General features: G+C 61.1%; 23 protein-coding genes and 1 pseudogene. 12 read left to right on the forward strand and 12 right to left on the reverse strand.

All coding sequences use genetic code 11. The features are described 5' to 3' along the window. Positions 1-40: 40 nt before the first annotated feature. Complete coding sequence (locus tag FBY10_RS19595; protein ID WP_145337506.1) at positions 41-1,549, reverse strand: MFS transporter; 1,509 nt, start codon at positions 1,547-1,549, stop codon at positions 41-43. Positions 1,550-1,699: 150 nt separating this feature from the next. Here FBY10_RS19595 and FBY10_RS19600 point away from each other — a divergent pair, with 150 nt between their 5' ends. Next, on the forward strand, positions 1,700-2,596 hold the full coding sequence (locus FBY10_RS19600) for a LysR family transcriptional regulator (protein WP_145337507.1): 897 nt from the start codon (positions 1,700-1,702) through the stop codon (positions 2,594-2,596). Here the strand turns inward: FBY10_RS19600 and dhaL are convergent. The 7 genes from dhaL to FBY10_RS19635 all read right to left on the reverse strand — a co-directional run bounded on the left by dhaL (position 2,553) and on the right by FBY10_RS19635 (position 9,843). After that, complete coding sequence (gene dhaL / locus FBY10_RS19605) at positions 2,553-3,200, reverse strand: dihydroxyacetone kinase subunit DhaL (RefSeq protein WP_145337508.1); 648 nt, start codon at positions 3,198-3,200, stop codon at positions 2,553-2,555. The genes FBY10_RS19600 and dhaL overlap by 44 nt on opposite strands. A gap of 3 nt (positions 3,201-3,203) precedes the next feature. Continuing rightward, positions 3,204-4,205 carry a dihydroxyacetone kinase subunit DhaK gene (locus FBY10_RS19610; RefSeq protein WP_145337509.1) on the reverse strand — a complete coding sequence of 334 codons (1,002 nt, stop codon included), beginning with the start codon at positions 4,203-4,205 and terminating at the stop codon, positions 3,204-3,206. Between the two features lie 144 nt (positions 4,206-4,349). Then, positions 4,350-5,465 (reverse strand): alcohol dehydrogenase catalytic domain-containing protein, encoded by a 1,116-nt coding sequence (locus FBY10_RS19615; protein WP_145337510.1) that lies wholly within the window; start codon positions 5,463-5,465, stop codon positions 4,350-4,352. A 27-nt stretch (positions 5,466-5,492) separates the two neighbouring features. After that, complete coding sequence (locus FBY10_RS19620) at positions 5,493-6,248, reverse strand: SDR family oxidoreductase (protein WP_145337511.1); 756 nt, start codon at positions 6,246-6,248, stop codon at positions 5,493-5,495. Between the two features lie 89 nt (positions 6,249-6,337). Continuing rightward, positions 6,338-7,345 carry a substrate-binding domain-containing protein gene (locus FBY10_RS19625; RefSeq protein ID WP_145337512.1) on the reverse strand — a complete coding sequence of 336 codons (1,008 nt, stop codon included), beginning with the start codon at positions 7,343-7,345 and terminating at the stop codon, positions 6,338-6,340. A 36-nt stretch (positions 7,346-7,381) separates the two neighbouring features. Further along, entirely contained in the window at positions 7,382-8,359 is a 978-nt protein-coding gene (locus tag FBY10_RS19630; protein WP_145337513.1) for an ABC transporter permease, read from the reverse strand. Continuing rightward, positions 8,356-9,843 (reverse strand): sugar ABC transporter ATP-binding protein, encoded by a 1,488-nt coding sequence (locus FBY10_RS19635; protein ID WP_131699287.1) that lies wholly within the window; start codon positions 9,841-9,843, stop codon positions 8,356-8,358. The genes FBY10_RS19630 and FBY10_RS19635 overlap by 4 nt, the downstream gene beginning before the upstream one ends. Positions 9,844-10,126: 283 nt before the next feature. On the opposite strand from FBY10_RS19635, the gene rpiB reads away from it, so the two are divergent. Further along, positions 10,127-10,588, forward strand: a complete 462-nt coding sequence (rpiB, locus tag FBY10_RS19640; protein WP_145337514.1) for a ribose 5-phosphate isomerase B — start codon at positions 10,127-10,129, stop codon at positions 10,586-10,588. A 63-nt stretch (positions 10,589-10,651) separates the two neighbouring features. After that, positions 10,652-11,632, forward strand: a complete 981-nt coding sequence (locus tag FBY10_RS19645; RefSeq protein WP_027608636.1) for a sugar-binding transcriptional regulator — start codon at positions 10,652-10,654, stop codon at positions 11,630-11,632. Positions 11,633-11,734: 102 nt separating this feature from the next. Here the strand turns inward: FBY10_RS19645 and FBY10_RS19650 are convergent, their stop codons facing one another. Further along, entirely contained in the window at positions 11,735-12,910 is a 1,176-nt protein-coding gene (locus FBY10_RS19650) for an integrase core domain-containing protein (RefSeq protein ID WP_131700823.1), read from the reverse strand. Positions 12,911-13,249: 339 nt separating this feature from the next. Here FBY10_RS19650 and FBY10_RS19655 point away from each other — a divergent pair, with 339 nt between their 5' ends. Then, the gene (locus FBY10_RS19655; protein WP_131699288.1) at positions 13,250-14,818 is read left to right on the forward strand and encodes a TerC family protein; all 1,569 of its coding nucleotides are present in this window, start codon (positions 13,250-13,252) and stop codon (positions 14,816-14,818) included. 19 nt (positions 14,819-14,837) lie between these two features. Here the strand turns inward: FBY10_RS19655 and FBY10_RS19660 are convergent. Together FBY10_RS19660 and FBY10_RS19665 are read right to left on the reverse strand one after the other, a co-directional pair. Further along, positions 14,838-15,134, reverse strand: a pseudogene (locus tag FBY10_RS19660) (thioredoxin family protein); the annotation flags it as partial. A 68-nt stretch (positions 15,135-15,202) separates the two neighbouring features. Then, entirely contained in the window at positions 15,203-15,451 is a 249-nt protein-coding gene (locus tag FBY10_RS19665; protein WP_131699289.1) for a hypothetical protein, read from the reverse strand. Positions 15,452-15,783: 332 nt separating this feature from the next. On the opposite strand from FBY10_RS19665, the gene FBY10_RS19670 reads away from it, so the two are divergent. The 8 genes from FBY10_RS19670 to FBY10_RS19705 all read left to right on the forward strand — a co-directional run bounded on the left by FBY10_RS19670 (position 15,784) and on the right by FBY10_RS19705 (position 22,217). Next, entirely contained in the window at positions 15,784-16,632 is an 849-nt protein-coding gene (locus tag FBY10_RS19670; RefSeq protein WP_027608633.1) for a transporter substrate-binding domain-containing protein, read from the forward strand. A 52-nt stretch (positions 16,633-16,684) separates the two neighbouring features. Next, positions 16,685-17,347: an amino acid ABC transporter permease gene (locus FBY10_RS19675; RefSeq protein ID WP_115488214.1), complete on the forward strand. Its 663-nt coding sequence runs from the start codon at positions 16,685-16,687 to the stop codon at positions 17,345-17,347. A gap of 11 nt (positions 17,348-17,358) precedes the next feature. Next, positions 17,359-18,021 carry an amino acid ABC transporter permease gene (locus tag FBY10_RS19680; RefSeq protein WP_145337515.1) on the forward strand — a complete coding sequence of 221 codons (663 nt, stop codon included), beginning with the start codon at positions 17,359-17,361 and terminating at the stop codon, positions 18,019-18,021. After that, positions 18,018-18,800, forward strand: a complete 783-nt coding sequence (locus tag FBY10_RS19685; RefSeq protein ID WP_131699291.1) for an amino acid ABC transporter ATP-binding protein — start codon at positions 18,018-18,020, stop codon at positions 18,798-18,800. The genes FBY10_RS19680 and FBY10_RS19685 overlap by 4 nt, the downstream gene beginning before the upstream one ends. Before the next feature lie 16 nt (positions 18,801-18,816). Next, a complete protein-coding gene (locus tag FBY10_RS19690) occupies positions 18,817-19,206 on the forward strand; it encodes a RidA family protein (RefSeq protein ID WP_010210958.1) in 390 nt (129 codons plus the stop codon). A gap of 106 nt (positions 19,207-19,312) precedes the next feature. Beyond that, a complete protein-coding gene (locus FBY10_RS19695; RefSeq protein ID WP_145337516.1) occupies positions 19,313-20,077 on the forward strand; it encodes an IclR family transcriptional regulator in 765 nt (254 codons plus the stop codon). 9 nt (positions 20,078-20,086) lie between these two features. After that, positions 20,087-21,295 carry an amino acid deaminase gene (locus tag FBY10_RS19700; RefSeq protein ID WP_145337517.1) on the forward strand — a complete coding sequence of 403 codons (1,209 nt, stop codon included), beginning with the start codon at positions 20,087-20,089 and terminating at the stop codon, positions 21,293-21,295. A gap of 10 nt (positions 21,296-21,305) precedes the next feature. Beyond that, positions 21,306-22,217, forward strand: coding sequence for a sugar kinase (locus FBY10_RS19705; protein WP_131699294.1), 912 nt, complete (start codon positions 21,306-21,308; stop codon positions 22,215-22,217). A gap of 139 nt (positions 22,218-22,356) precedes the next feature. Here FBY10_RS19705 and FBY10_RS19710 read toward each other — a convergent pair whose 3' ends face one another. Further along, entirely contained in the window at positions 22,357-22,632 is a 276-nt protein-coding gene (locus FBY10_RS19710; protein WP_010564624.1) for a peptidylprolyl isomerase, read from the reverse strand. Between the last annotated feature and the right edge of the window lie 13 nt (positions 22,633-22,645).

Genomic DNA, 22,645 nt, shown 5'->3' on the forward strand with positions numbered 1-22,645 from the left:
TTACTGACACACCCTCATCGGGGGCAAGCCCCTTCCCACATTAGTTCGGTGTGGGAAGGGGCTTGCGCATCAGCCTCCCCACCACCAGCGCTCCGAGCAATCCCAATAACCCTGCCACCCACAACACCCTGCTGAACCCGTCCACAAACGCCTGCTGCGCCAGCGGTTGCACCACAGCCCGTGCGGGTTCCGGCAATAAGCCCATTGCCGCCGGCATATCCCCAGCCACTACCCGTGAAGCAATGCCCGCCACCTGCGCCTGCCATTGCGGGTCGATACTTGCGCGCAACAATTGCTCGCTGTGGCTGCTCAGCAGTGCCCCATACACACCAATCGCCAGCATGATCGCGCTGAACCGCATGGTGGTGCTCATGCCCGAGGCCATCCCTGCACGGTCCCGTGGCACGCAGGCCATGATGTTTTTCTGCGTATCGCCGTTGAGTAAGCCCGCACCGGCCCCCGTGACCGCAATAGCCAATGCAAAGGGCAGGTAACCACCGATATTCACGGCCCAGGCGCTCAAAAGGTTGCCGCCGCCTACGAGGGCCAAGCCGGTTGCCATCATCGTTGCCGGCGCGAAGCGAGCCGACAGGCGTGCGCCGATTCGTGGGCATACCAGCATGGTCAAGGCAAACGGCAGCATGCCCAGGCCCGAGATAATCGCGGAGAAGCCCAGGCCGTTCTGCAGATAGAACGGCAGTAACGTCATCATCACTTGGGCGCAGCCGGCATAGGCAAACATCCCGAGCAAGGCGCCGATAAAGCGCGGGTGGCGAAACAGTTGCAGGTCCACCATGGGCCGCTGCTGCACACGTTCGACCCCTATAAATACACCCAGCAACACCGCACCGCCGATCAGGCGCACATAGGTCAGCGGGTTATCCCAGCCGATGCGGTTGGCCTCGATCAGGCCCCAGATCAAGCACAACAGGCTCGCGCTGAAGGCCAGGCTGCCCCACGGGTCGAGGCGGGCGGATTGGGTATCGCGGGATTCCGGAATCGCGCGCAGTACCAAGGCCATCAGCGCCAGGCCCACGGGCAGGTTGAGGTAGAAAATCCAGCGCCAACCCAGGTACTCGGTGATCAACCCGCCCAGGGTCGGCGCGGCCGTCATCGCCACGCCCATGCAGGCACCCCAGAACGCCCAGGCTTTGGCCCGCTCCACTTCATCGTGGAAGGTGTGGCCAATGGAGGCCAGGGCTGACGTGAGCAATAACGCTGCGCCGACGCCCTTTACCGCACGGGCGATATCCAGCCACAACGCACTCGGCGCCGCCCCGCAGCCGAGGGAGGCGAGGATAAAAATACTCAGACCCCAGACCAGGGATTTCTTGCGCCCGAACCGGTCGGCAACGCTCCCGGCCGGCAGCAACAAGGCGGCAAACGCCAGCATATAGGCGCTGACCACCCATTCGATATCGGCAAAGTTAGCCCCCAGGTCGCGAGCGATGCTCGGCAGCGTCACGGCGACGATATTGGTGTCGAGCACGATCAGCGAGCAAACGCCGGACGCGGTCAGCAACGTCAGGCGTGGGCTGACTCGGCTCATGATTGGATTACCTTGCAGGCAATAGGAGGAATACGGTTGACGCACATCGCAAAGGCTCTCTAGTGTTGAAGTGCTTCGAGCTTATCCCCGGCTGCTGCTGACATTGTTAGCCCGTGTGGAGCACTTCATTACCTTTGAGCTAATCCTGTTATGGACATCCGCCATTTTCGCTACTTCCTGGCCGTGGCCAGGCAGCGCAACTTCACCCGCGCCGCCGAGCAGTTGGGGATCGCGCCGCCGACCCTGAGCCGGCAGATCCAGGACATGGAAACCAGCCTGGGCACTCGCCTGTTTATCCGCCGGCAACGCGAAGTCAGCCTCACCGAAGCCGGCGCGGCCTTGCTGATCGAGGCCGAAGCTACCGTGCGCCAGTTCGAATTCGCCCAACGTCATGCCCAGCGCGCCGGGCGTGGCGAGATCGGCCATATCGAATTGGGTTATGTGGCCTCGGCGGTGTACTCCGGGCTGTTGCAACGGCAGATGCAGGGGTTCAGCCAGGCGTTTCCTGACGTGAGCGTGACTGTGCGCGAATGCGCCATGGCCACGTTGCCTAGCGCGGTGGCGGATGGGCGCTACGACATCGGCTACATCCGCTCGCCGATGACCTTGCCCGAGGGCCTGGAGGCGGTGCGCCTGGACAGCGAAGGTTTTGTCTTGGCGCTGCCCCAGGATTCCTGGTTGTTGGGGCTCGCGGCCATTGGCTGCGAACACCTGCAAAACGAGACATTTATTTTGCCGGAGCAAATCAGCGGCACCTTGCATGTCGCCGCGCAAGGCGGTTATGCCCCGCGCCTGGGGCCACAGCCGGGCGGGCTGGTCGCGGTGGTGGCGCTGGTGTCGATGGGGCAGGGCGTGGCGGTAGTGCCCGCGTCAATGGTCGGGCATGTGCAGTTGCCGGGCGTGGTGTACCGCAGCATTCAGGGCAGCGATGCATCGTCGTGGTTGTCGCTGATTCACCGGCGCTTCGATAAAGCGCCGGCGGTGGCGCGGTATATCCAGCAGGTCAAGCACTCAGGCGTGGCTGCACCGAATCCGCCAGGCGCGTAAGGATCAGGCAGCACGACACCGCCCCTGCATCCAGCACGCCCAGTGAGCGCTCGCCCAGGCGACTGGCGCGGCCGATCTTCGCCACCAGCTCCTTGGTGGAGTCGCGTCCCTGGGAGGCGGCGGTTTTCATCGCGTCCAGTGCATCGTTGAACGACGCCCCCGAGGCGTGCGCGCGTTCAAACGCTTCCACCGCCGGGATCAACGTATCCATCAGGCACTTGTCGCCCACACCCGCTTCGGTAATGTCCTGCAACGAGGTCAAGCCGCCCCGCAGCAGGTGGGCGAAGGTGGCCGCGTCGATGTCGTCACGGCCGCGCACTTCGTCGGCCATGCCGATAAACAGACTGCCATACAGCGGCCCCATTGAGCCGCCGATGCCTTCCATTAGGCTCAGGGTCAGTTCATCCAGGGCCTCGGCGAGGGTCAGTTGGCGGCCTTCGATAGTGCGCCCGCAATGGGCAAAGCCCTTGGCCATGTTGATGCCATGGTCGCCGTCGCCAATCGCGCCGTCGACTTCGCTGAGGTATTCACGGTTGGCCACGATCACGCTGACCAGGTCGGTGACGATGGCGCTGCCGTCGTGGCTGGAAAAATGTTGGCTCATGGTTCAGTCCGCCTGGGTCATGCCGATGGAGCGGCAGGGTTGGTCGATCAGGGATTTGAGCTCCGCGTCGAGGCCGAGCAGGGTCAGGGTCACGCCCATCATTTCCAGAGAGGTGAAGTAGTTGCCGACGTAGCAACGGTGAATCTTCAAGCCCTTGGCGTTGAGTTGGCGTTCCACCTCGGCGTAGAAAATATACAGCTCCATCACCGGCGTGGCGCCGAGACCGGAGACCAGCACCACCACGCTGTCGTCCTGGCTGAAGTCGCGGTCGGCGAGGATCGGCGCGAGCATGCGCTCGGCCATGGCGGCGGCGGATTCGATCGGGACAACCTCAATGCCCGGTTCGCCGTGATGGCCGATGCCCAATTCCATCTGGCCGTCGGCGATCTGGAAGTTCGGCTTGCCTACGGCGGCAATAGTGCAGGGCGTGAGGCCGATGCCAATCGAGCGGCAGTGGTCGACGGTTTTCTGCGCGACGCGAATCACGCCGTCCAGGTCGTAGTGCTGGGCGGCCGCGGCACCGCCGATCTTCCACATGAAGATTTCCCCGGCCACGCCACGGCGCTTGGCGATCTCGGCCTTTGGAGCGGAAGCCACGTCGTCGTTGGCGACCACGGTGCGGATGCGCATGTCTTTGCTGGCGGCCATTTTCATCGCCAGCTTCACATTCATATTATCGCCGGCATAGTTGCCGTACAGGCAGGCCACGCCGGCGCCCTGGTCGGCGGCGCGGAAGGCGTCGAAAAAGCTCTTGGCGGTGGGCGAGGAAAACACTTCGCCGACGGCCACGGCATCGACCAGGCCGGGGCCGACATAGCCGAGAAACGCCGGCTCATGGCCGGAACCTCCGCCCGTGACAATGCCGACTCGGCCTGGCCCGGAAGGCCTGGTCTTGACGATCACCCGTGGGTTGCTTTCGTATTGGCGCAGTTCGGGGTGCGCGACCAGGATGCCGCGCAGCATGTCCTCGACCACTTGGTCCGGATCGTTGATGACTCGATTCATAACGCGGGTTCCTGTGTTCTTTTTGTAGGCGCGAGCTTGCTCGCGAAAAACGTGAAGACACCGCGTTTACTCAGAAGCCCCGCGTTATCGTTGTCGACCTTCGCGAGCAAGCTCGGCTCCTACAGTAAAAGCGGTTGTGTGTTCCTAGGGTTCGAGTACAACCTTGAGCGACTTGTCGCCACGCTCCATCACCGCAAACGCTTCCTTGAAGTCCGCCAGGGCGAACTTGTGAGTCACCACATCACGCATATCAATCTTGCGGTTGCCGATAAAGTCGATGGCCCTCGGGTACATGTAGGGCCCCAGGTGCGAGCCGAGGATGTCCAGTTCCTTGCGGTCGCCGATGATCGACCAGTCCACCGTCGCCTCGTCGTTGAATACGCTGAACTCCACGAAGCGCCCCAGCTTGCGCAGCATCGCCAGGCCCTGGTTCACCGCCTTGTGGTGCCCCGTCGCTTCGATATAGATGTCGCAGCCGTAGCCGTCGGTGATCGCGCGGATGTTGGCCATGACGTCCACTTCGGCCGGGTTCCACACTTCGTCGGCGCCCATGCGCAGGGCGAGGGCGGCGCGTTCGGGTTTCATGTCGAGCACGATGAGTTTTTTCGGGTTGCGCAAACGCACGGCACCGATGATGCCCAGGCCCAGGGTGCCGGCGCCGGCGACCACCACGACGTCGTCATGGTCGACGTTGGCTCGCTCCGCTGCATGCAGTGAGCAGGCCAGGGGTTCGATCAGGATCGCTTCGTCGGGGGCGATGGATTCCGGCACTGTGTGAATGATGCCTTCCTTGGTGAAGATCATGTACTGGGCCATGGCGCCCTGCACATTGTTCTGGAAGCCATACAGGTCGTGTTTCTGGCACATCCAGTACTGGCCGTGGTTGCAGAAGCGGCAGCCCCAGCACGGCACGATCTGCTCCGAGATCACCCGGTCACCGACCTTCACGCCGCGCTTTTCCGCGCCGGGCCCCAGGGCAACCACACGACAGACGAACTCATGGCCGGGGATCATCGGCGGCTTGACATAGCGCGGTTGCTCGGCATCGCCCCAGAACGACGGTGCGCCGCGATAGGTCTTGATGTCGCCCATGCAAATGCCGCACAACTCGACCTTGGTGAGGATTTCATCGGGGCCGGGCGTGGGCACGTCGACGGTTTCCAGGCGATAGTCTTCCGGGCCGTGGCAGACCACGGCCTGCATGGTTTTCGGGATGACCGGGAAGAGTTGTTCGGGTGTGCGTTGGGTGACGGTGGACATGACAAAACCTCACGACAGATAAATGAATTACTGAATGCTGTAGCCACCGTCGATCACCATGTTGGCGCCGGTGATCATCTGCGCGGCATCGCTGAGCAGGTACAGCGCCAGCCCGGCGATTTCCTCCGGCTGCGCAAAGCGGCCCGCCGGGATCTGCAATTTGGCCCGCTCGCCGACTTCACCGGCCCAGGCCTTCTTGCCCAGCGCGGTCTCGACGATGGTGGGGGAGATGGCATTGACGTTGATGTGCGGCGCCCATTCCATGGCCAGCACCTTGGTCATGCCGACGATGGCCGCCTTGCTCGCGCAGTAGGCGACGTGGCGGTCGAGGCCGATCACCGCGGCCTGGGAGGCGAGGTTGACGATGCGCCCGCTGCCCTGGGCCAGCATGTGCCGCGCGCAGGCCTGGGCCACGAAAAAGCTGGCCTTGAGGTTGATGTCCAGGGTGGTGTCCCAGGCGCTTTCGCTGACATCGACGGCCTTGTCCAGCAGGGCCACGCCGGCGCTGTTGATCAGGTAGTCCAGGCGTTGGAAGTGTTCGAAGACCTGATCGATGGTGTGTTGCACCTGGTTGATCTGGCTGAGGTCGACGGCAATGCCCAGATGCCCGGCACCCAGGCTTGCTGCCACTTCAACCACCGCCGGGTCGCGGTCGAGCAAGGCCACGCGGGCGCCGCGCTGCACCAGCAGGCTGGCGCAGGCCAGGCCGATACCGGCGGCACCACCGGTGATCACCGCGCAACGGCCGCTGAGGTCGAAGGCTTGGTTCCAGAATCCAGGCATTTACATGACTCCATTTTCGAAAACAGTGAAGATCTCGGGTGGGAGGGGGCTTGCCCTCTCCCACACTTGACTGTATTTCAAGCCAATGATTACTTACTGCCACTGACCTGTTTGTACAGAGCATCGGCGTTGGCGTTAGTCACTGGCACCCACGGCAGGATGTAGGTCTTGGCCGTGCCATCACCCCATTTCACGTCCTTGGCATAGCGCTCCCAGATCACCGACTGCGGCGTGTAGTCCTTGCCGGCCAGTGCGCGCAGGGCCACGTCCAGCGCACCTTGGGGCTGAGCCTGGGCGTCCTGGAGGAAGGTGGTGACTTCGTCTTTTTTCGCCGCCTGGATCGCGTCCGGCATGCCGTCAATGGAAGTGACAGGCACATCTTTGGACGTCAGGCCGTGGGATTTGAGGGCCTGCACGGCGCCGAGGGCCATGTCGTCGTTCTGTGCGATCACGCCGTTGATGCCTTTGGGGTGGGCGTTCAGCCAGTCTTCGGTCAGCGCCAGGGCCTGGGCGCGGTCCCAGTTGGCGGTCTTCTTCTCGATGATCTTGATGTCCGGGTACTTGCCCAGCACTTCCAGCTCGCCTTTTTCGCGGTCGATCTGCGCCGACTGGCCAATCGGGCCCTGGATGATCACCACATTGCCCTTGCCGTTGAGCTTGTCGACCATGGCCTGGGCCTGCAGGCGGCCGCCTTCGACGTCATCGTTACCGACGTAGGGCACCGAGGCGTCGGCGACTTTGGTGTTGGAGGCGATCACTACCACGTCGTTGCTCATGGCTTGCTTGACTGTGCCGACGCCGGCCTTGGTGTCGATCGGCACGAACAGGATCGCGTCGTAGCGCTGAGTCACCATGTTTTCGATCTGGTTGTTCTGGGTCAGGGCGTCGTAGTTGCCATCGAACACCGTCAACTGCACGGTGCCGTCCTTGACCGCCGGGTGTTCCTTAAGCTCGCGAACCCAGTTCTGCATGAACTGGCCCTTGAGGCCATAGACGGCCGCGCCGACTTTGTAGGTCTTGCCATCGGCAGCCATTGCGATACTGCCGGCGAGCAGGGAGAGAGCCGCCGCGGCGGCCAGGGTGGTACCAAGTTTCATGGGGGGAACTCCGGTTATTGTTGTAGTGGTCGTTCTCTAGCGTTTTTTCTTGCGCCACACGTCGATCAGTACTGCAAACACGATGATCAGGCCCTTGGCGACCTGCTGGTAATAGGAGGACACGCCGAGCAGGTTCAGGCCGTTGTTGATCACGCCGATCAACAGCGCGCCGAACAGCGTGCCGACAATGCTGCCGGTGCCTCCCGACAGGCTGGTGCCGCCGATGACCACGGCGGCAATCGCGTCCAGCTCATAGGACGCCCCGGCCTGGGGCAGGGCGGAGGTGGTGCGTGCCGACAACACCACGCCCGCCAGCCCGGCGAGCAGGCCGGACACCACGTACACCGAAAACATCACCTTGCGCACGCCGATCCCGGAGGTGCGCGCGCTTTTTTCATTGCCGCCCACCGCGTACACGTAGCGACCGTAGGTGGTGTAGCGCAGCACCATCCAGAAGATCAGCGCGACCACGGCGAAGATGATGATCGGCACGCCAATCGGGCCGATCTTGCCGATGCCCAGGGCCAGGTAGGCGTCGGGCAGGTCGGTGATCGGGCTGCCGTCGTTGAGGATGAAGGTCATGCCGCGCGCAATGCTGAGCATGCCGAGGGTGGCCACGAACGGTGGGATCGACAGGTTGGCGACCATAAAGCCGTTGACCACGCCGAGCATCGCCCCGGCAAACATCCCCGCACTCACCGCCGCCAGCAGCCCGTAGCCCTGGGTCGCGACCATGGCGCTGCACAACCCGGCAAAGGCCAGGATCGAGCCGACGGAGAGGTCGATGCCCTTGGTCAGGATCACGTAGGTCATGCCCACCGCGAGGATGCCGTTGATGGAGGTCTGGCGCAGGATGTCCATCCAGTTGCGCCAGGTCATGAAGTACTCGCTGGAAAACGCCATCACCACGCACAGCAGGATAAACACCAGCGGCAGGCCGAAACGGTCGAGGGACAGGCGCAGGCGGTTGCGTGGCGCTGTTGTGATAGGGGCGGCAATGGTTTTGGCATTCATGAGGCAAGACTCAACAAGGCTTCCTGGGAAAGGGCGGTGTCGGTGCTGATGGTCACCAGGCGGCCGCCCTTGAATACGGCGATGCGATCACTCAGGTGCAACAGTTCCGGGGCTTCGGATGACACCACGATGGCCGCGCCACCGGCGCGCACGAATTGATCCAGCAGGTGGTAGATCTCCTGCTTGGCGCCCTCATCGATCCCCCGGGTCGGCTCATCGCAGAGCAGGCATACCGGTTCGGTCGACAGGCATTTGGCGAGCACCACTTTCTGTTGGTTGCCGCCGCTCATGGACGCCACCGGCAGTTCCAGTGAGGTGGTTTTGATCTGCAGGCGCCTAACCATGTCCTGGGCCAGCTGGGTTTCCTTGCGCGCATTGATCAGCGACCAGCTCGACAGGCGCTTGTAGGCCGACAGCGCAATGTTGGAAAGAATGCTGCCGGTCAGCACCAGGCCGCTGTCCTTGCGGTCTTCGGTGACCAGCGACATGCCGGCATTGATGCTCTCCTTGGGCTGGCCGATGGGCATGGGCTTGCCTTGCAGGGTGACGCTGCCGGAGTCCGCCTCGGTCAGGCCATAGATGCAGTTGAGGAATTCACTGCGGCCCGAGCCCATCAGGCCGTAAATACCGAGGATTTCACCCTGGCGCAGTTGCAGGCTGATGTCGTGGAACTCGCCGGCGCGGCTGAGGCTGTCGACTTGCAGGCAGGTGTCGGCGGCGCATTCACGGCCGACCTTGTGGTCGATGCGGGTCAGTTCCTGGCCGACGATGCCGCGCACCAGATGGTCGCGGTCGATATCGGCCATGCGTCCGCTTTCCACAAAGGCACCGTCGCGGAAGATGCTGTAGTCGTCGGCGATCTGCGCCAGTTCGCTCAAGCGGTGCGACACATACACAATGCCGGCGCCGCGCGCGGTGAGACGGCGGATCGCCTTGAACAGGGTTTCGGCTTCGCGCTCGCCAATGGCCGAGGTGGGCTCGTCCATGATCATCACCTGGCAGTCATGGCTGAACGCCTTGGCGATTTCCACCAATTGGATCTGCGCCACGCTAAGGCGGTGCATGGGGCTGGTGGCGTCGACCTCGAATTCCAGGCTTTCCAGCAGCTCGCGGGTGCGGCGGTTCAAGGCCTTGTTGTCGACGATGCAGCCGGCGCGGCGCGGTTCGCGGCCCAGCCAGATGTTTTCGGCGACGGTCATGTAGGGGATCGGTTCCAGTTCCTGGGTAATCATCGCGATCCCCGCCGCGAGGGCTTCGCTGGGGCGGTTGAACTGTACGGGGGTGCCGTTGAGCAGAATGCTACCGGCATCACGCGGGGTAATGCCCATCAGGATGCTCAGGAAAGTCGACTTGCCTGCGCCATTGCCGCCGCACAGGGCGTGGACGCTGCCGGCCCGCAGAGAGAGGCGCCCGTCACGCAGGGCAGGGATCCCGGCGTAAGCCTTGGCGACGTGTTCAGCCTGGAGCAGTAATGGCGTGGCCATCGGCGTGTCCTCGTGCTGTGAATTCTTATTAGGTCGCACAGTCATGTTTCGCTGTGATCATATGTGTATCAAATGAAATTCTGATCAGTCAATCTCTTTCATGTAAATGGTGTGATTCTGATCTTTTACGCCAATTAGCCTTTTTTAGACGGCTTTGACTGGCAGGTCAGTTAAATCATGCTTGACAGGAAGGGGGTAAAGCCCGCGAAATGAATGAGAGAAATTTCATTGAGTGATCAATTGATCAGTCGTAAGCACGACCTCGGCAGCGGAGCCAGACGCCATGAACACACCTTTCCCGGTGGCTATCGGATGCGATGAAGCGGGTTTTGAGCTCAAGGAGCTGTTAAAGCGCCATATCGAGGCGCTGGGCTATCCGGTGACCGACTTCGGCACCCATTCCACCGCGCCGGTGTTGTACCCGGACATCGCCCTGGCCGTGGCCACCGCCATCAGCGCCGGGCAGCAGCGCCTGGGCGTGCTGGTGTGCGGCACGGGGATTGGCATGGCGATTTCGGCCAACAAGGTGCTGGGGATCCGTGCGGCCCAGGCCCATGACACTTACTCGGCAGAGCGGGCGCGCAAGAGTAACGATGCGCAGATCCTGTCGATCGGCGCGCGGGTGATCGGCGCCGAACTGGCGAAAAGCATCGTCAAGTCGTTCCTGGAGTCGGAGTTCGAGGCGGCCCGTTCCGGGGCCAAGGTCGAGCGCATCAATGCGATCGAGCGCGATGGGCATCAATAGTGGACGTAGCAGGGCAAGAGTCGGGAGAATGCGCCTTTGACGCCGAAACGGAAGCCCGTCCCCATGAGTGACAGTACCCAGCGCATGGCCAGCGATATTGATCAGATGACTGAAGTGGCGATGCTCTATTACCTCGAGAACGTCACTCAGGAAGCCATCGCCAAGCGCTTCGACCTGTCGCGGGCAAAAGTCAGCCGATTGCTCAAGCGCGCGCGGGATGAAGGCATTGTCGAGGTGCGCGTTTTGCAGCATCCGGCGATGAATAACGAGCTGGAACAGGCGCTGGTGGCGCGCTTCAAGCTGGATCGCGCGTTGATCGCAGTCGATCACAGTGATCCCGATACCCAGCGCTCGGCCGTCGCCAGCCTGGTGGCCAACTACCTGAACAAGACCTTGAGCGACGGCATGATCGTCGCCGTCGGCATGGGCCGCAATGTCGGTGCCGTGGCCGATAACGTGTTCCTGCCGGTGACGCGCAACTGCACATTTGTCTGCGCCATTGGCGGTTCGCTCAAGGCCGGCGAATACATGAACCCCGATCACATCTGCCGGCGCCTGGCCCTGCGTTTTGGCGGCGAGAGTGAAAGCCTGTACGCCCCGGCCCTGGTGGCCAACCCGGAGCTGCGCGGGGTGTTGATCAATAACGATACGGTGCGCTCCACTCTCGACCGCGCGCGGCGGGCAGACATGGCGCTGATCGGCATCGGTGACATGAGCGAAAACAGCAACATGGTGCGCATGGGCTGGTTCTCGCCCCAGGAGATTGCCCAGGCGCGCCTATCCGGCACCGTGGGCGACATGATGGGCTATGACTTCATCGATATTCACGGCCAGCCAGCGGTCAACGCGATTCAGGGGCGGGTGATCGGGTTGACGGTGCAGGAGTTGTTTCGCATCCCGGACGTGGTGGCGATTGCCAGTGAGAACACCAAGGCGGCGGCGACGTTGGGGGCGTTGCGGTCGGGGGTGATCAATACCCTCGCAACCACCGTCACTAATGCCCACACCATCCTCGCGCTGGACGATGCAACCCGTAAGACCTGACACGCCAGTGCTCAAGTGTGGGAGGGGCAAGCCTCCTCCCACATGATTTTGTGTGGGGTTCGAAGTGTACGGGACAACCACATGGGTTACAAAAAAGTGCATTCACATAGGTGACACTTTGATTGAAACATAGCCGTTCTTTGCATCCCTGGCATTGACGTGACCTAAGATCACCGGACCGAAAATCACATTCCATACCCCGTCCTTGATCAGCTCCATTCCAATGTTCTGATGCCTGAGCAGGTGACCCACGTAAATGCGCAGGCCACCTCGATTGATGATTCCACTACAGTCAGCCAGGTAACACTCAATATGGCTGGCATATCCCATTTCCGGCAGCTTCTCTGGGTAGGCCCGGATTGACGGCACGTAGCATGAAGCAGGTGTTTTCTGCCCGAGCGCTTCATGCCCTCGCTCATAATTGTAGTGCTGCATAAATCGATCAAAGTGTTTTTGCTGAGCCTCCCAAGCAATTGCCGGCGGTTGGGGAAAGGTGCTTTTCAATGTCCGGTGCATGCGTTCATGACGTCCATTTTGGTCTGGCCGACCGGGCTCAATTCGCTCAGGAATAATCCCAAGGCGTAACCACCAGATTGACAATTGCGACAGCCCCGCACGCCCTGTACTCGCAAACGGCACGCCGTTATCGGTGCGGATGCGCTCAGGCATTCCATACTCACGAAAAACGCGTTCGAAGGTTTGCTGGGTCTCCTTGAGATTGGTATTGGCCATGCTCTTGCAGGCAAGCAGGAAGCGACTGGCATGATCCATGATCGTCAGCGGATAGCACCAAACGCCCGCACCGGTAAGAAATTGGCCCTTGTAATCAGCGCTGAAGAGCTGATTAGGCGTTTCTGCCTTACGCAAAGGCTTGGGATAGACCGCGACACGCTGACGCGACGATCGAGGCGTGATCAAGTCAGCGGCCTTAAGGATGTTGTAAATCGTCGTTTTCGACGGTGGATCCTGCCCCGGAAAACGTTTCATCAGATCGTTCTGGATCTTTTTAGGACCTGGAGTCGTTTCGCCAATCGAACGAAGTTCAATAATTGCCTGCCTCACAACAAGCGGCACCACATAAGTTTGGTTGTGCCGTCGGCGACTACGTTCGTCGAGCCCACTGGGTCCCTCCAGTTCATAGCGCTCGACCCATTTGTAGCCAGTCTTTCGGCTGATCTGGTAGTCCTGGCACAGCCGGCTAAAGCTGTGCTTTTCAGATAGATACTCAGCGATGAACATCACTTTGAGGTCCATAGGTTTCAGCTCTCTCCAGGGCATGGTCAGATCCTCGCGAAATCGACCCTGCCAGTTAAAAACTGTTACCTATGTGTGTGAACTGATTTGTAACCCATGTGGGTGAGTCATACCCGAAGACAGGTTTTGTAATACTTTTGCGTTGTGGGACATTTGTGTTTCGACTGTACGATTCAAGTCCTTTTGTTATTTCAGGACGTGCATGAACATCCTCTTGGAGCCTCCCGGTCGTCTTTCCCCAAGACATTTGCTGCCGCTGTTCCCGCTGAAACATCCCGTATTCCGACTGCTAGCCTTGTCCCGGTCCACCGATCGTGCGTTGCCGTGTCCGGCATTCTGAAACCTGTAAAGAGACTTATATAAATGGAATGGTTAGCGGATCCAACGGCTTGGCTCGGCCTGTTGACCTTGATTGTGCTGGAACTGGTGCTGGGCATCGACAACCTGGTGTTTATTGCGATCCTGGCGGACAAGCTGCCACCGGAGCAGCGTGACCGTGCGCGGTTGATCGGTTTGTCCCTGGCGCTGCTGATGCGCCTGGGCCTCCTGGCGAGTATTTCCTGGTTGGTGACCCTCACCCAGCCGCTGTTCGAGGTGTTCGACAAGAGCTTCTCCGGGCGTGACTTGATCATGCTGTTCGGCGGTGTGTTCCTGTTGTTCAAGGCCACCATGGAACTGCACGAACGCCTGGAAGGTCATGTGGCCCAGCGCACCGGCAATGTGGCGTACGCCATGTTCTGGCCGATCGTGGCGCAGATCGTGGTGCTCGACGCGGTGTTCTCCCTGGATGCGGTGATTACTGCCGTGGGCATGGTCGATGAGTTGGCGGTGATGATGATCGCGGTGATCATTTCCATCGGCCTGATGATCGTGGCGAGCAAGCCGCTTACGCGCTTCGTTAACGCCCACCCGACGGTGATCATGCTGTGCCTGGGCTTCCTGATGATGATCGGTTTTGCCCTGACCGCCGAGGGCCTGGGTTTCCATATTCCGAAGGGCTACCTGTACGCGGCGATTGGTTTCTCGATCCTGATCGAAGTGTTCAACCAGATTGCCCGCGCGCGTCGCAAGAAATCTGCGCAGGGGGTGTTGCCGGTACGTGAGCGGACGGCCCATGCGGTGATGCGCCTGCTCGGCGGCCGCAGCCTGGCGGTGGAAGAGGTGGGCGAAGACGTGGCGGACCTGTTGGGCGAGACGGATGCTGCGCAAGGGCCGCTATTCGACCGACGTGAACGGGTGATGATCAGCGGTGTGCTGCAACTGGCCGAGCGGCCGATTCGCACCTTGATGACGCCGCGGGCCAACGTCGACTTTATCGACCTGGCTGACGATCCCGACACGATTCGTCTGAAACTGATGCATTCGTCTTATTCGCGCCTGCCGTTGATCCGCAATGGCGCGGTGGATGAGCCGCTGGGCTTTGTGCACAAGAAAGAACTGCTCAAGGAATACCTGGCCGGCAACGAGCCGAACCTGGAGCACCTCGCGCGTCGGGCGATCAACCTGCTGGAAAGCTTCTCGATCCTCAATGCCCTGGAGCAGATGCGCCAGGAATCGACCCATATCGCCTTCGTGATCAACGAGTTCGGTGACTTCATGGGCGTATTGAGCATGACCGACATTCTTGAATCCATCGCCGGTGAATTGCCGGATGCCAGTGAGATCGAAGGGCCGGATATTGTCGAGGAAGGCGCTGGCTTCCGTGCCAATGGCGGCTTGAACCTCACCCAGATTCGTCAGCGCACCGGCTTCAAGGCTGTCGCGACCGAGGATTACCAGACCCTGGCTGGCTTGGTCATGAGCCTGCTCGACCGCCTGCCGATGGTGGGCGATAGCCTGGAGCATGAGGGCTGGCGCCTGACGGTGGCAGCGGTGGAGGAGCGGCGGGTGACGCAGGTGTTATTGCATCCTTGCGGCGTGCATAGCGCCTGAAGGTATCTTCCACAAACTGCGCTTGCTGCTCTTCCGGTCCGAAACCTTTGAATGTTTCCTTCAAGGTGCCGTTCTGGAAGATCAGCAGCGTCGGGGTGCCTGTAACCTCTGGGTGCCTCGGTGTCTTCGCGCAATCGAGTACCATGCTCACCACTGATCGATACCGGGCTGCAATCAGTTCAAACAGCGGCCCGGCTACTCCGCAGGCCGGGCAGTGATCTGAGACAAACAGCATGAACACCGGGCGCGAAGTGCTCAGCGCGCGCCGGTAGTCTTCTGCATTGGCAATGGTTGCTGTGGCAATCCCCATGATCATCTCCCTTTGAGCCGAACAGGCTTTCGCCAACGCTAAGCTGGGGGACCACTACCGTCTACTGTCAACCTTCACAGGTCCGCATCACGCTCCGCACGTTCCCGGGCCTTGCGCGCCTGGCTCGCGCACTTGCGATATTCCTCATTGTCACGGGACGCCTTGGCGCGGCGATAGCCATGGTGATTCTGGCTGGTGTAGTTGGTGTCGAACGCAGCTTTGAGCTTGCGCAGTTCTTCTTTGCATTCTCGGCGGTCGTTGCTGGCCTGCGCGCTGCCGGCTGCCAGAAAACACAGCAAAACCAGGGTAAGACTGAACTTCATCGGAGTGCGGTCCTTGTCATGAGGCGTGTGCCAAAGGCTAGTCCAGCACCGCGGATTTTCCATGGGAGGGTGCACCGCCGATGTGCGTAGTAACAGGGCGGTGACGCACTTGAATCGTGCTGTCACCCTCGCGTGAGGCCTTGGGTAGCAATCTGCTTGCAAGTGCTGGCGCAACGCCGCATCTCACGTCGCGAGTTATCTCTCTGATTAATAAGCGTTTTATCGTAGTCATAGGTTTTGCTCGGTGCGTGTGGCACACTTTCTGCTGTCTATTCCGTTGTTACATACTAAGTTCCGGTATAGCGGAATACACAACTCCTGGAGTGCTTGTCATGCATCACCGACCTTCCGTGTTTAAAGCGTGTGTTTTTCTCTTCGCCGCATCGGCTTCCCTCGCAGGCATCGTGCAGGCGGCGGACAGCAAGCTCGATGATGTGCTCAAGCGTGGGCACCTGATCGTGGGTACAGGCAGTACCAATGCGCCGTGGCACTTCCAGGGAGCGGATGGCAAGTTGCAGGGGTTTGATATCGACATCGGCCGCATTGTGGCCAAGGGCTTGTTCAACGACCCGAGCAAGGTCGAGTTTGTGGTGCAGTCCTCCGACGCACGCATTCCCAACCTGCTGACCGACAAGGTCGACATGAGCTGCCAATTCATCACCGTCACCGCCAGCCGTGCGCAGCAAGTGGCGTTCACTCTGCCGTACTACCGCGAAGGCGTGGGCCTGCTGCTGCCAAACAACAGCAAGTACAAGGAAATCGAAGACCTGCAGGCGGCGGGCGATGGCGTCACCGTGGCCGTGCTGCAGAACGTGTATGCCGAAGAACTGGTGCACCAGGCGCTGCCCAAGGCCAAGGTCGACCAGTACGACAGCGTCGACCTGATGTACCAGGCCGTGAACTCCGGTCGCGCCGATGCCGCCGCCACCGACCAGTCCTCGGTCAAGTACCTGATGGTGCAGAACCCCGGCCGCTACCGCAGCCCGGCCTATGCCTGGAGCCCGCAGACCTACGCGTGTGCGGTCAAGCGTGGCGACCAGGACTGGCTGAACTTCGTCAACACCGCACTGCATGAAGCCATGACCGGTGTGGAGTTCCCCACCTACAAGGCGTCGTTCAAGCAGTGGTTCGGTGTGGACCTGCCGGAACCTGCGATTGGTTTCCCCGTCGAGTTCAAGTGATTCGTGAAAACCGGGGCGCCGCCAACGGCGCCCCCATCAGGTACTGCTGACCATGAACTATCAGTTGAACTTTGCCGCCGTATGGCGTGATTTCGACACCTTGCTGGCGGGGCTCGGCCTGGGCCTGCAACTGGCATTGCTGTCGATCGCCATCGGTTGCGTGATCGGCCTGTTGATGGCGTTTGCCATGCTGTCCAAACACCGCGCGTTGCGCATCCTGGCCTCGGTGTATGTGACGGTGATCCGCAATACGCCGATCCTGGTGCTGATCCTGTTGATCTACTTCGCCTTGCCCAGCCTCGGCATCCGCCTGGACAAGATTCCGTCGTTCATCATCACCTTGTCCTTGTACGCCGGCGCCTACCTGACCGAAGTGTTCCGCGCCGGGCTGTTGAATATTCCCAAGGGCTTGCGCGAAGCCGGCTTGGCCATCGGCCTCGGCGAATGGCGGATCCGCGCGTATATCACCGTGCCGGTGATGCTGCGCAACGTACTGCCCGCGCTGTCGAACAACTTTATCTCGCTGTTCAAGGACACCTCCCTGGCCGCCGCCATCGCGGTGCCCGAGCTGACCTATTACGCCCGCAAGATCAACGTCGAAAGCTACCGGGTGATTGAAACCTGGCTGGTCACGACCGCGCTCTACGTGGCGGCCTGTTATCTCATCGCCATGCTGCTCCGTTACCTGGAACAGCGTCTGGCGATCCGTCGTTAAGGAGGGTTTCCATGTACGAGTCCCCCAGCTGGCTGCATGAGTTGTGGATCGCCCGGGATACGCTCTGGGCGGGGTTTCAGACCAGCATTTACTGCTCGGCGCTGGCGATTATCTTTGGCACCCTGATTGGCATATTCGCCGGGCTGGTGTTGACCTACGGCAGATTCTGGATGCGTGCGCCGTTTCGCCTGTATGTCGACCTGATCCGTGGCACCCCGGTGTTTGTGCTGGTGCTGGCGTGTTTCTACATGCTGCCGGCGCTCGGCTGGAAAATCAGCGCGTTCCAGGCCGGCGCCGTCGGGCTTACGCTGTTCTGCGGCTCCCACGTCGCGGAAATCGTGCGCGGTGCGCTGCAAGCCATTCCCCGTGGTCAACTGGAAGCCGGCAAGGCGATAGGCCTGACGTTCCGGCAGTCCCTGGCTTACGTGCTGTTGCCCCAGGCGCTGCGGCAGATCCTGCCGACCTGGGTCAATTCCTCGACGGAAATCGTCAAGGCCTCGACCTTGCTCTCGGTGATCGGCGTCGCTGAATTGCTGCTGAGTACCCAGCAGGTGATCGCACGTACCTTCATGACCCTGGAGTTTTACCTGTTCGCCGGGTTTCTGTTCTTTGTCATCAACTACGCCATCGAGTTATTCGGGCGCTACATTGAAAAGCGGGTGGCCTTGCCATGAACCAACCTCAAACCAACCAACCGCTGCTGAATATCTGCGGCCTGCGTAAACAATACGGCGAGGTCGAAGTGCTCAAGGGCGTCGACCTGTCCATGCAGCGCGGCAACGTGGTGACGTTGATCGGCTCCAGCGGCTCGGGCAAGACCACGTTGCTGCGTTGTGTCAACTTGCTGGAAGAATTCCAGGGCGGGCAGATCACCCTGGATGGCGAGTCCATCGGCTACAGCGACATCGGCGGCAAGCGCGTGCGTCACCCCGAGCGCGTGATCGCCCAGCACCGGGCGATGACCGGCATGGCATTCCAGCAGTTCAACCTGTTTCCCCATCTGACCGCGTTGCAGAACGTCACCCTCGGCCTGTTAAAAGTTAAGAAAATGCCTAAGGACGAGGCGGTGGCACTCGCGGAAAAATGGTTGGACCGTGTAGGACTTTTGGAGCGCCGCAATCACTTCCCGGGCCAGTTGTCCGGGGGGCAGCAACAGCGTGTGGCGATTGCCCGTGCCATTGCGATGAACCCGAGCCTGATGCTGTTCGACGAAGTCACTTCGGCCCTTGACCCGGAACTGGTGGGCGAGGTGCTCAGTGTGATCAAGGGCTTGGCGGAAGAGGGCATGACCATGTTGCTGGTCACCCACGAAATGCGCTTTGCCTATGAAGTCTCGGACAAGATCGTCTTCATGAACCAGGGCCGGATTGAAGAGCAGGGCTCGTCGAAGGATATCTTCGAGCGGCCGCAATCGCCGCGCCTGGCGGAATTTCTCAAGAACATTCGTTTTTAATCAGGAGCATCGTTTTATGAGCATCACTCGTTACGGAGCCGGCAGCACTGCCGGCGGTGGCCAGCCTCGTCCCTTCGCCCGCGCGGTGGAAGCGGACGGTTGGCTGTACGTCTCGGGCCAAGTGCCTGCGGTGGACGGCGAAATCATCACTGGCGGGATCATCGAGCAAACTCGCCAGACCATGCGCAACGTGGTGGCGATCCTCGAAGAAGCCGGCTACGAGTTGAAAGACGTGGTGCGGGTGGGCGTGTGGCTGGAAGACCCACGGGACTTCTGGAGTTTCAACAAGGTCTTCGGCGAGTACTTCACCCCGGAACACGCCCCGGCGCGGGCCTGTGTGCAGGCCAACATGATGGTGGACTGCAAAGTCGAGATTGATTGCGTGGCCTACAAGAAAAAGGGCTAAATTGCCCCCACTCTTAAGCCCACCAGAGATCAAATGTGGGAGAAGGCTTGCCCCTCCCACAGTGGACTTGCGCCAGCCCTACCATTTCGACCGGACCGAAATTGCCATGACCGAAGACACCATCAAACGCCGCGCCAAAGGCCTGGACCGTGCATTCGATATCCTCGATTTTCTCAAGGAGATCGGCCAGCCCCTGCGCCCGAATGATATTGCCAGCGGCATCGGCAGCCCCAAATCCACGGTCTATGAACTGGTCGCCTCCTTGTTGGAGCGGCGCATCCTCGAAACCGTGGGCAAGGACGGTCACGTCTACCTCGGCCGCCAGCTGTACTTCCTCGGGCAGGCGCACCTGCGTCATTTCGACCTGACCCGCGAGGCCGACCACGCCTTGCAGGAGATCGTCAGCCAAACCCACGAAACCGCGCAGATGTGCCTGCTCAACGGGCGTAAATACACGGTGGCGCTGATGCGAGAAGGCGAGCGGCATTTCCGCATTTCCTCGGACATCGGTGAAAACGCGCCGATCCCGTGGACGGCCTCCGGGCGCCTGTTGCTGGGGCACTTGAGCGACCAGCAGATCATCGACCTGATCGACTACGACGACTTTATCCTGCCGGATGGCCAGCGCCTGCCGCTGGAGACCTTCCTCGCGCAGATCCGCCAGGCCACCCTCGATGGGTTCTTTTCCTTCGACAGCGTGGCCGACACCTTTACCCACTGCTTTGCCGCCCCGGTCCGGGACGCGCAGGGCGTCAGCATTGCGACCCTGTGTATCGTCGCCCCTCGCGCCGATGCGAGCAAAAACTACAACGACTATCGCCGGGTGTTGATCGACAGCGCCAATAACCTGGCCCGTCGCATCAACGAATAGGAGTTTTCCATGTCTGCCATCAATGCCGTTGAAAAGGGCGCCGCTGCCGTCGGTGCCCATTTGGTCCGTGACGTCAGCCTGCCCGCCCTGGTGCTGCACCGCGACGCCCTGGAACACAACATTCGCTGGATGCAGGATTTCGTCAGCAACAGCGGCGCCGAACTTGCGCCCCATGGCAAAACCAGCATGATGCCCGCGCTGTTCCAGCGCCAGATCGCCCAAGGCGCCTGGGGCATCACCCTGGCCAACGCCGTGCAGACCCGCGCCGCCTATGCCGGTGGCGTGCGCCGTGTGCTGATGGCCAACCAGTTGGTGGGCGCGCCGAACATGGCGTTGATCGCCGACCTGCTGGCCGACAAGGATTTTGACTTCCACTGCATGGTTGACCACCCGGACAACGTCGCCGACCTGGGCCTGTTCTTCGCCGCCCGTGGCCTGCGCTTGAACGTGATGATCGAATACGGCGTGGTCGGCGGCCGTTGCGGTTGCCGCAGCGAGCAGGAAGTGCGCGACCTGGCCAAGGCGATCAAGGCCCAACCTGCCCTGGCCCTCACCGGTATCGAAGGCTATGAAGGGGTGATCCACGGCGAACACGCCATCAGTGGCATCCGCGACTTCGCCGCGAGCCTGGTGCGCCTGGCCGTGGACCTGCAAAACAACGGTTCCTTCGACCTGCCCAAGCCCATTATCACGGCGTCGGGTTCGGCCTGGTATGACCTGATCGCCGAGTCCTTCGAAACGCAAAACGCCGCCGGCCGTTTCCTCAGTGTGCTGCGCCCCGGCAGTTATGTGGCCCACGACCACGGTATCTACAAAGCGGCGCAGTGCTGCGTGCTCGACCGCCGCAGCGACCTTCATGAAGGCCTGCGCCCGGCCCTGGAAGTCTGGGCCCATGTGCAATCGTTGCCTGAGCCGGGGTTTGCGGTGATCGCCCTGGGCAAGCGCGACGTGGCCTACGACGCCGGTTTGCCGGTGCCGCTCAAACGCTATCGGGCCGGGATTCTCCCGGCTGAAGGCGATGATGTGAGCGCCTGTACCGTCACCGCAGTGATGGACCAGCACGCCTTCATGACCGTGGCGGCAGGTGTCGAGCTGCGTATCGGCGACATCATTTCCTTCGGCACCTCGCACCCTTGCCTGACCTTCGACAAGTGGCAGGTCGGTTGCCTGGTGGATGAGCAGTTGCAGGTGATCGAGTCCCTGGAAACCCGTTTCTGAGTGTAAAACCATGACCACCGCCTCTCCACGCATTGCCCTGATCGGTGAATGCATGATCGAACTGCAACACCGCGCCGACGGCAGCCTGCAACAGAGCTTCGGCGGCGACACCCTGAACGCGGCGGTGTACCTGCGCCGTGAGCTGGGCGATGTCGGCAGTGTCGACTACGTTACCGCCCTGGGCGATGACAGCTTCAGCGATGCCATGTGCCGGCAATGGCAGGAAGAGGGGCTTGGGCTGGAGAGAGTCCAGCGCCTGCCTGGACGTTTGCCCGGCTTGTACTGCATCCAGACCGACGCCAACGGCGAGCGAAAATTTCTCTACTGGCGTAACGAAGCGGCGGTGCGCGACTGCTTTACCACGCCAGCCGCCGAACCGATCCTGGCGGCATTGCCGGGGTACGACGTGGTGTATTTCAGCGGCATTACCCTGGCGGTGCTGGGTGAAGTCGGGCGGCAGCGCTTGCTCGAAGTCCTGATCGAAACCCGCCGACGTGGCGGCAAAGTGGTGTTCGACAACAACTACCGGCCACGGCTGTGGGCCACGGTGGACGTTGCCCGTGAGGCTTATCGCACCGTACTGGCCGAGGTGGATATCGCCTTGCTGACTGAAGATGACGAGCGCGCGCTGTTTGGTTATGCCGACAGCGAGCAGGTGTTCGCGGCGTACCCGGCGATTGCGGAAGTGGTGCTCAAGCGCGGTGCGGATGCGTGTTTGATTCGTTGCGACGGCGAGCGCTTTGGTGTGCCGGCATTGAAGGTGGAGAAGGTGGTGGACACCACGGCGGCGGGGGATTCGTTCAGTGCCGCGTACCTGGCCTGTCGGCTCAAGGGTGGTTCGCCGCAGGAGGCCGCTTTGGCCGGGCATCGGCTGGCGAGCCGGGTTATCCAGGTGCCCGGTGCGCTGATCCCCAGGGAGTAGGTGAATGGCCGCCTGCGGCGGATCGGGAGCAAGTCGAATCGTCGCACCGCCCCTCCCACAGTTGACCGCATTCCTCCAGATGAAATGCGGTCAACTGTGGGAGGGGGCTTGCTCCCGATAGCGGTCTTAAGTCAACGCCTCAATCGCGGTAAAACACCTGCACCAGGTGATACCCGAACTTGCTCTTGATCGGTCCGTGAACCACCTTCACCGGCTTCTTGAAGATCACCGCATCAATCACCCCGACCATCTGCCCAGGCCGCACTTCACCCAAATCGCCGCCGCGCTTGCCGGACGGGCAAGTGGAGTACTTCTTGGCCAGCACATCGAAGGCTTCGCCCTTGGCAATGCGCTGCTTGAGTTGTTCGGCTTCTTCGCTGGTTTTCACCAGGATATGGCGGGCTTGGGCTTTCATTGATCTCTACCAG

Origin of the sequence: Pseudomonas sp. SJZ103 (assembly GCF_007828335.1) — a bacterium.
In the GTDB taxonomy this organism is placed as follows: domain Bacteria; phylum Pseudomonadota; class Gammaproteobacteria; order Pseudomonadales; family Pseudomonadaceae; genus Aquipseudomonas.

What these genes read in the sequence shown, in the direction of transcription:
- FBY10_RS19595 (WP_145337506.1), bottom strand. Translation starts at nt 1,549, where the DNA reads ATGAGCCGAGTCAGCCCACGCCTGACGTTGCTGACCGCGTCCGGCGTT.
- FBY10_RS19600 (WP_145337507.1), top strand. Translation starts at nt 1,700, where the DNA reads ATGGACATCCGCCATTTTCGCTACTTCCTGGCCGTGGCCAGGCAGCGC.
- dhaL (WP_145337508.1), bottom strand. Translation starts at nt 3,200, where the DNA reads ATGAGCCAACATTTTTCCAGCCACGACGGCAGCGCCATCGTCACCGAC.
- FBY10_RS19610 (WP_145337509.1), bottom strand. Translation starts at nt 4,205, where the DNA reads ATGAATCGAGTCATCAACGATCCGGACCAAGTGGTCGAGGACATGCTG.
- FBY10_RS19615 (WP_145337510.1), bottom strand. Translation starts at nt 5,465, where the DNA reads ATGTCCACCGTCACCCAACGCACACCCGAACAACTCTTCCCGGTCATC.
- FBY10_RS19620 (WP_145337511.1), bottom strand. Translation starts at nt 6,248, where the DNA reads ATGCCTGGATTCTGGAACCAAGCCTTCGACCTCAGCGGCCGTTGCGCG.
- FBY10_RS19625 (WP_145337512.1), bottom strand. Translation starts at nt 7,345, where the DNA reads ATGAAACTTGGTACCACCCTGGCCGCCGCGGCGGCTCTCTCCCTGCTC.
- FBY10_RS19630 (WP_145337513.1), bottom strand. Translation starts at nt 8,359, where the DNA reads ATGAATGCCAAAACCATTGCCGCCCCTATCACAACAGCGCCACGCAAC.
- FBY10_RS19635 (WP_131699287.1), bottom strand. Translation starts at nt 9,843, where the DNA reads ATGGCCACGCCATTACTGCTCCAGGCTGAACACGTCGCCAAGGCTTAC.
- rpiB (WP_145337514.1), top strand. Translation starts at nt 10,127, where the DNA reads ATGAACACACCTTTCCCGGTGGCTATCGGATGCGATGAAGCGGGTTTT.
- FBY10_RS19645 (WP_027608636.1), top strand. Translation starts at nt 10,652, where the DNA reads ATGAGTGACAGTACCCAGCGCATGGCCAGCGATATTGATCAGATGACT.
- FBY10_RS19650 (WP_131700823.1), bottom strand. Translation starts at nt 12,910, where the DNA reads ATGCCCTGGAGAGAGCTGAAACCTATGGACCTCAAAGTGATGTTCATC.
- FBY10_RS19655 (WP_131699288.1), top strand. Translation starts at nt 13,250, where the DNA reads ATGGAATGGTTAGCGGATCCAACGGCTTGGCTCGGCCTGTTGACCTTG.
- FBY10_RS19665 (WP_131699289.1), bottom strand. Translation starts at nt 15,451, where the DNA reads ATGAAGTTCAGTCTTACCCTGGTTTTGCTGTGTTTTCTGGCAGCCGGC.
- FBY10_RS19670 (WP_027608633.1), top strand. Translation starts at nt 15,784, where the DNA reads ATGCATCACCGACCTTCCGTGTTTAAAGCGTGTGTTTTTCTCTTCGCC.
- FBY10_RS19675 (WP_115488214.1), top strand. Translation starts at nt 16,685, where the DNA reads ATGAACTATCAGTTGAACTTTGCCGCCGTATGGCGTGATTTCGACACC.
- FBY10_RS19680 (WP_145337515.1), top strand. Translation starts at nt 17,359, where the DNA reads ATGTACGAGTCCCCCAGCTGGCTGCATGAGTTGTGGATCGCCCGGGAT.
- FBY10_RS19685 (WP_131699291.1), top strand. Translation starts at nt 18,018, where the DNA reads ATGAACCAACCTCAAACCAACCAACCGCTGCTGAATATCTGCGGCCTG.
- FBY10_RS19690 (WP_010210958.1), top strand. Translation starts at nt 18,817, where the DNA reads ATGAGCATCACTCGTTACGGAGCCGGCAGCACTGCCGGCGGTGGCCAG.
- FBY10_RS19695 (WP_145337516.1), top strand. Translation starts at nt 19,313, where the DNA reads ATGACCGAAGACACCATCAAACGCCGCGCCAAAGGCCTGGACCGTGCA.
- FBY10_RS19700 (WP_145337517.1), top strand. Translation starts at nt 20,087, where the DNA reads ATGTCTGCCATCAATGCCGTTGAAAAGGGCGCCGCTGCCGTCGGTGCC.
- FBY10_RS19705 (WP_131699294.1), top strand. Translation starts at nt 21,306, where the DNA reads ATGACCACCGCCTCTCCACGCATTGCCCTGATCGGTGAATGCATGATC.
- FBY10_RS19710 (WP_010564624.1), bottom strand. Translation starts at nt 22,632, where the DNA reads ATGAAAGCCCAAGCCCGCCATATCCTGGTGAAAACCAGCGAAGAAGCC.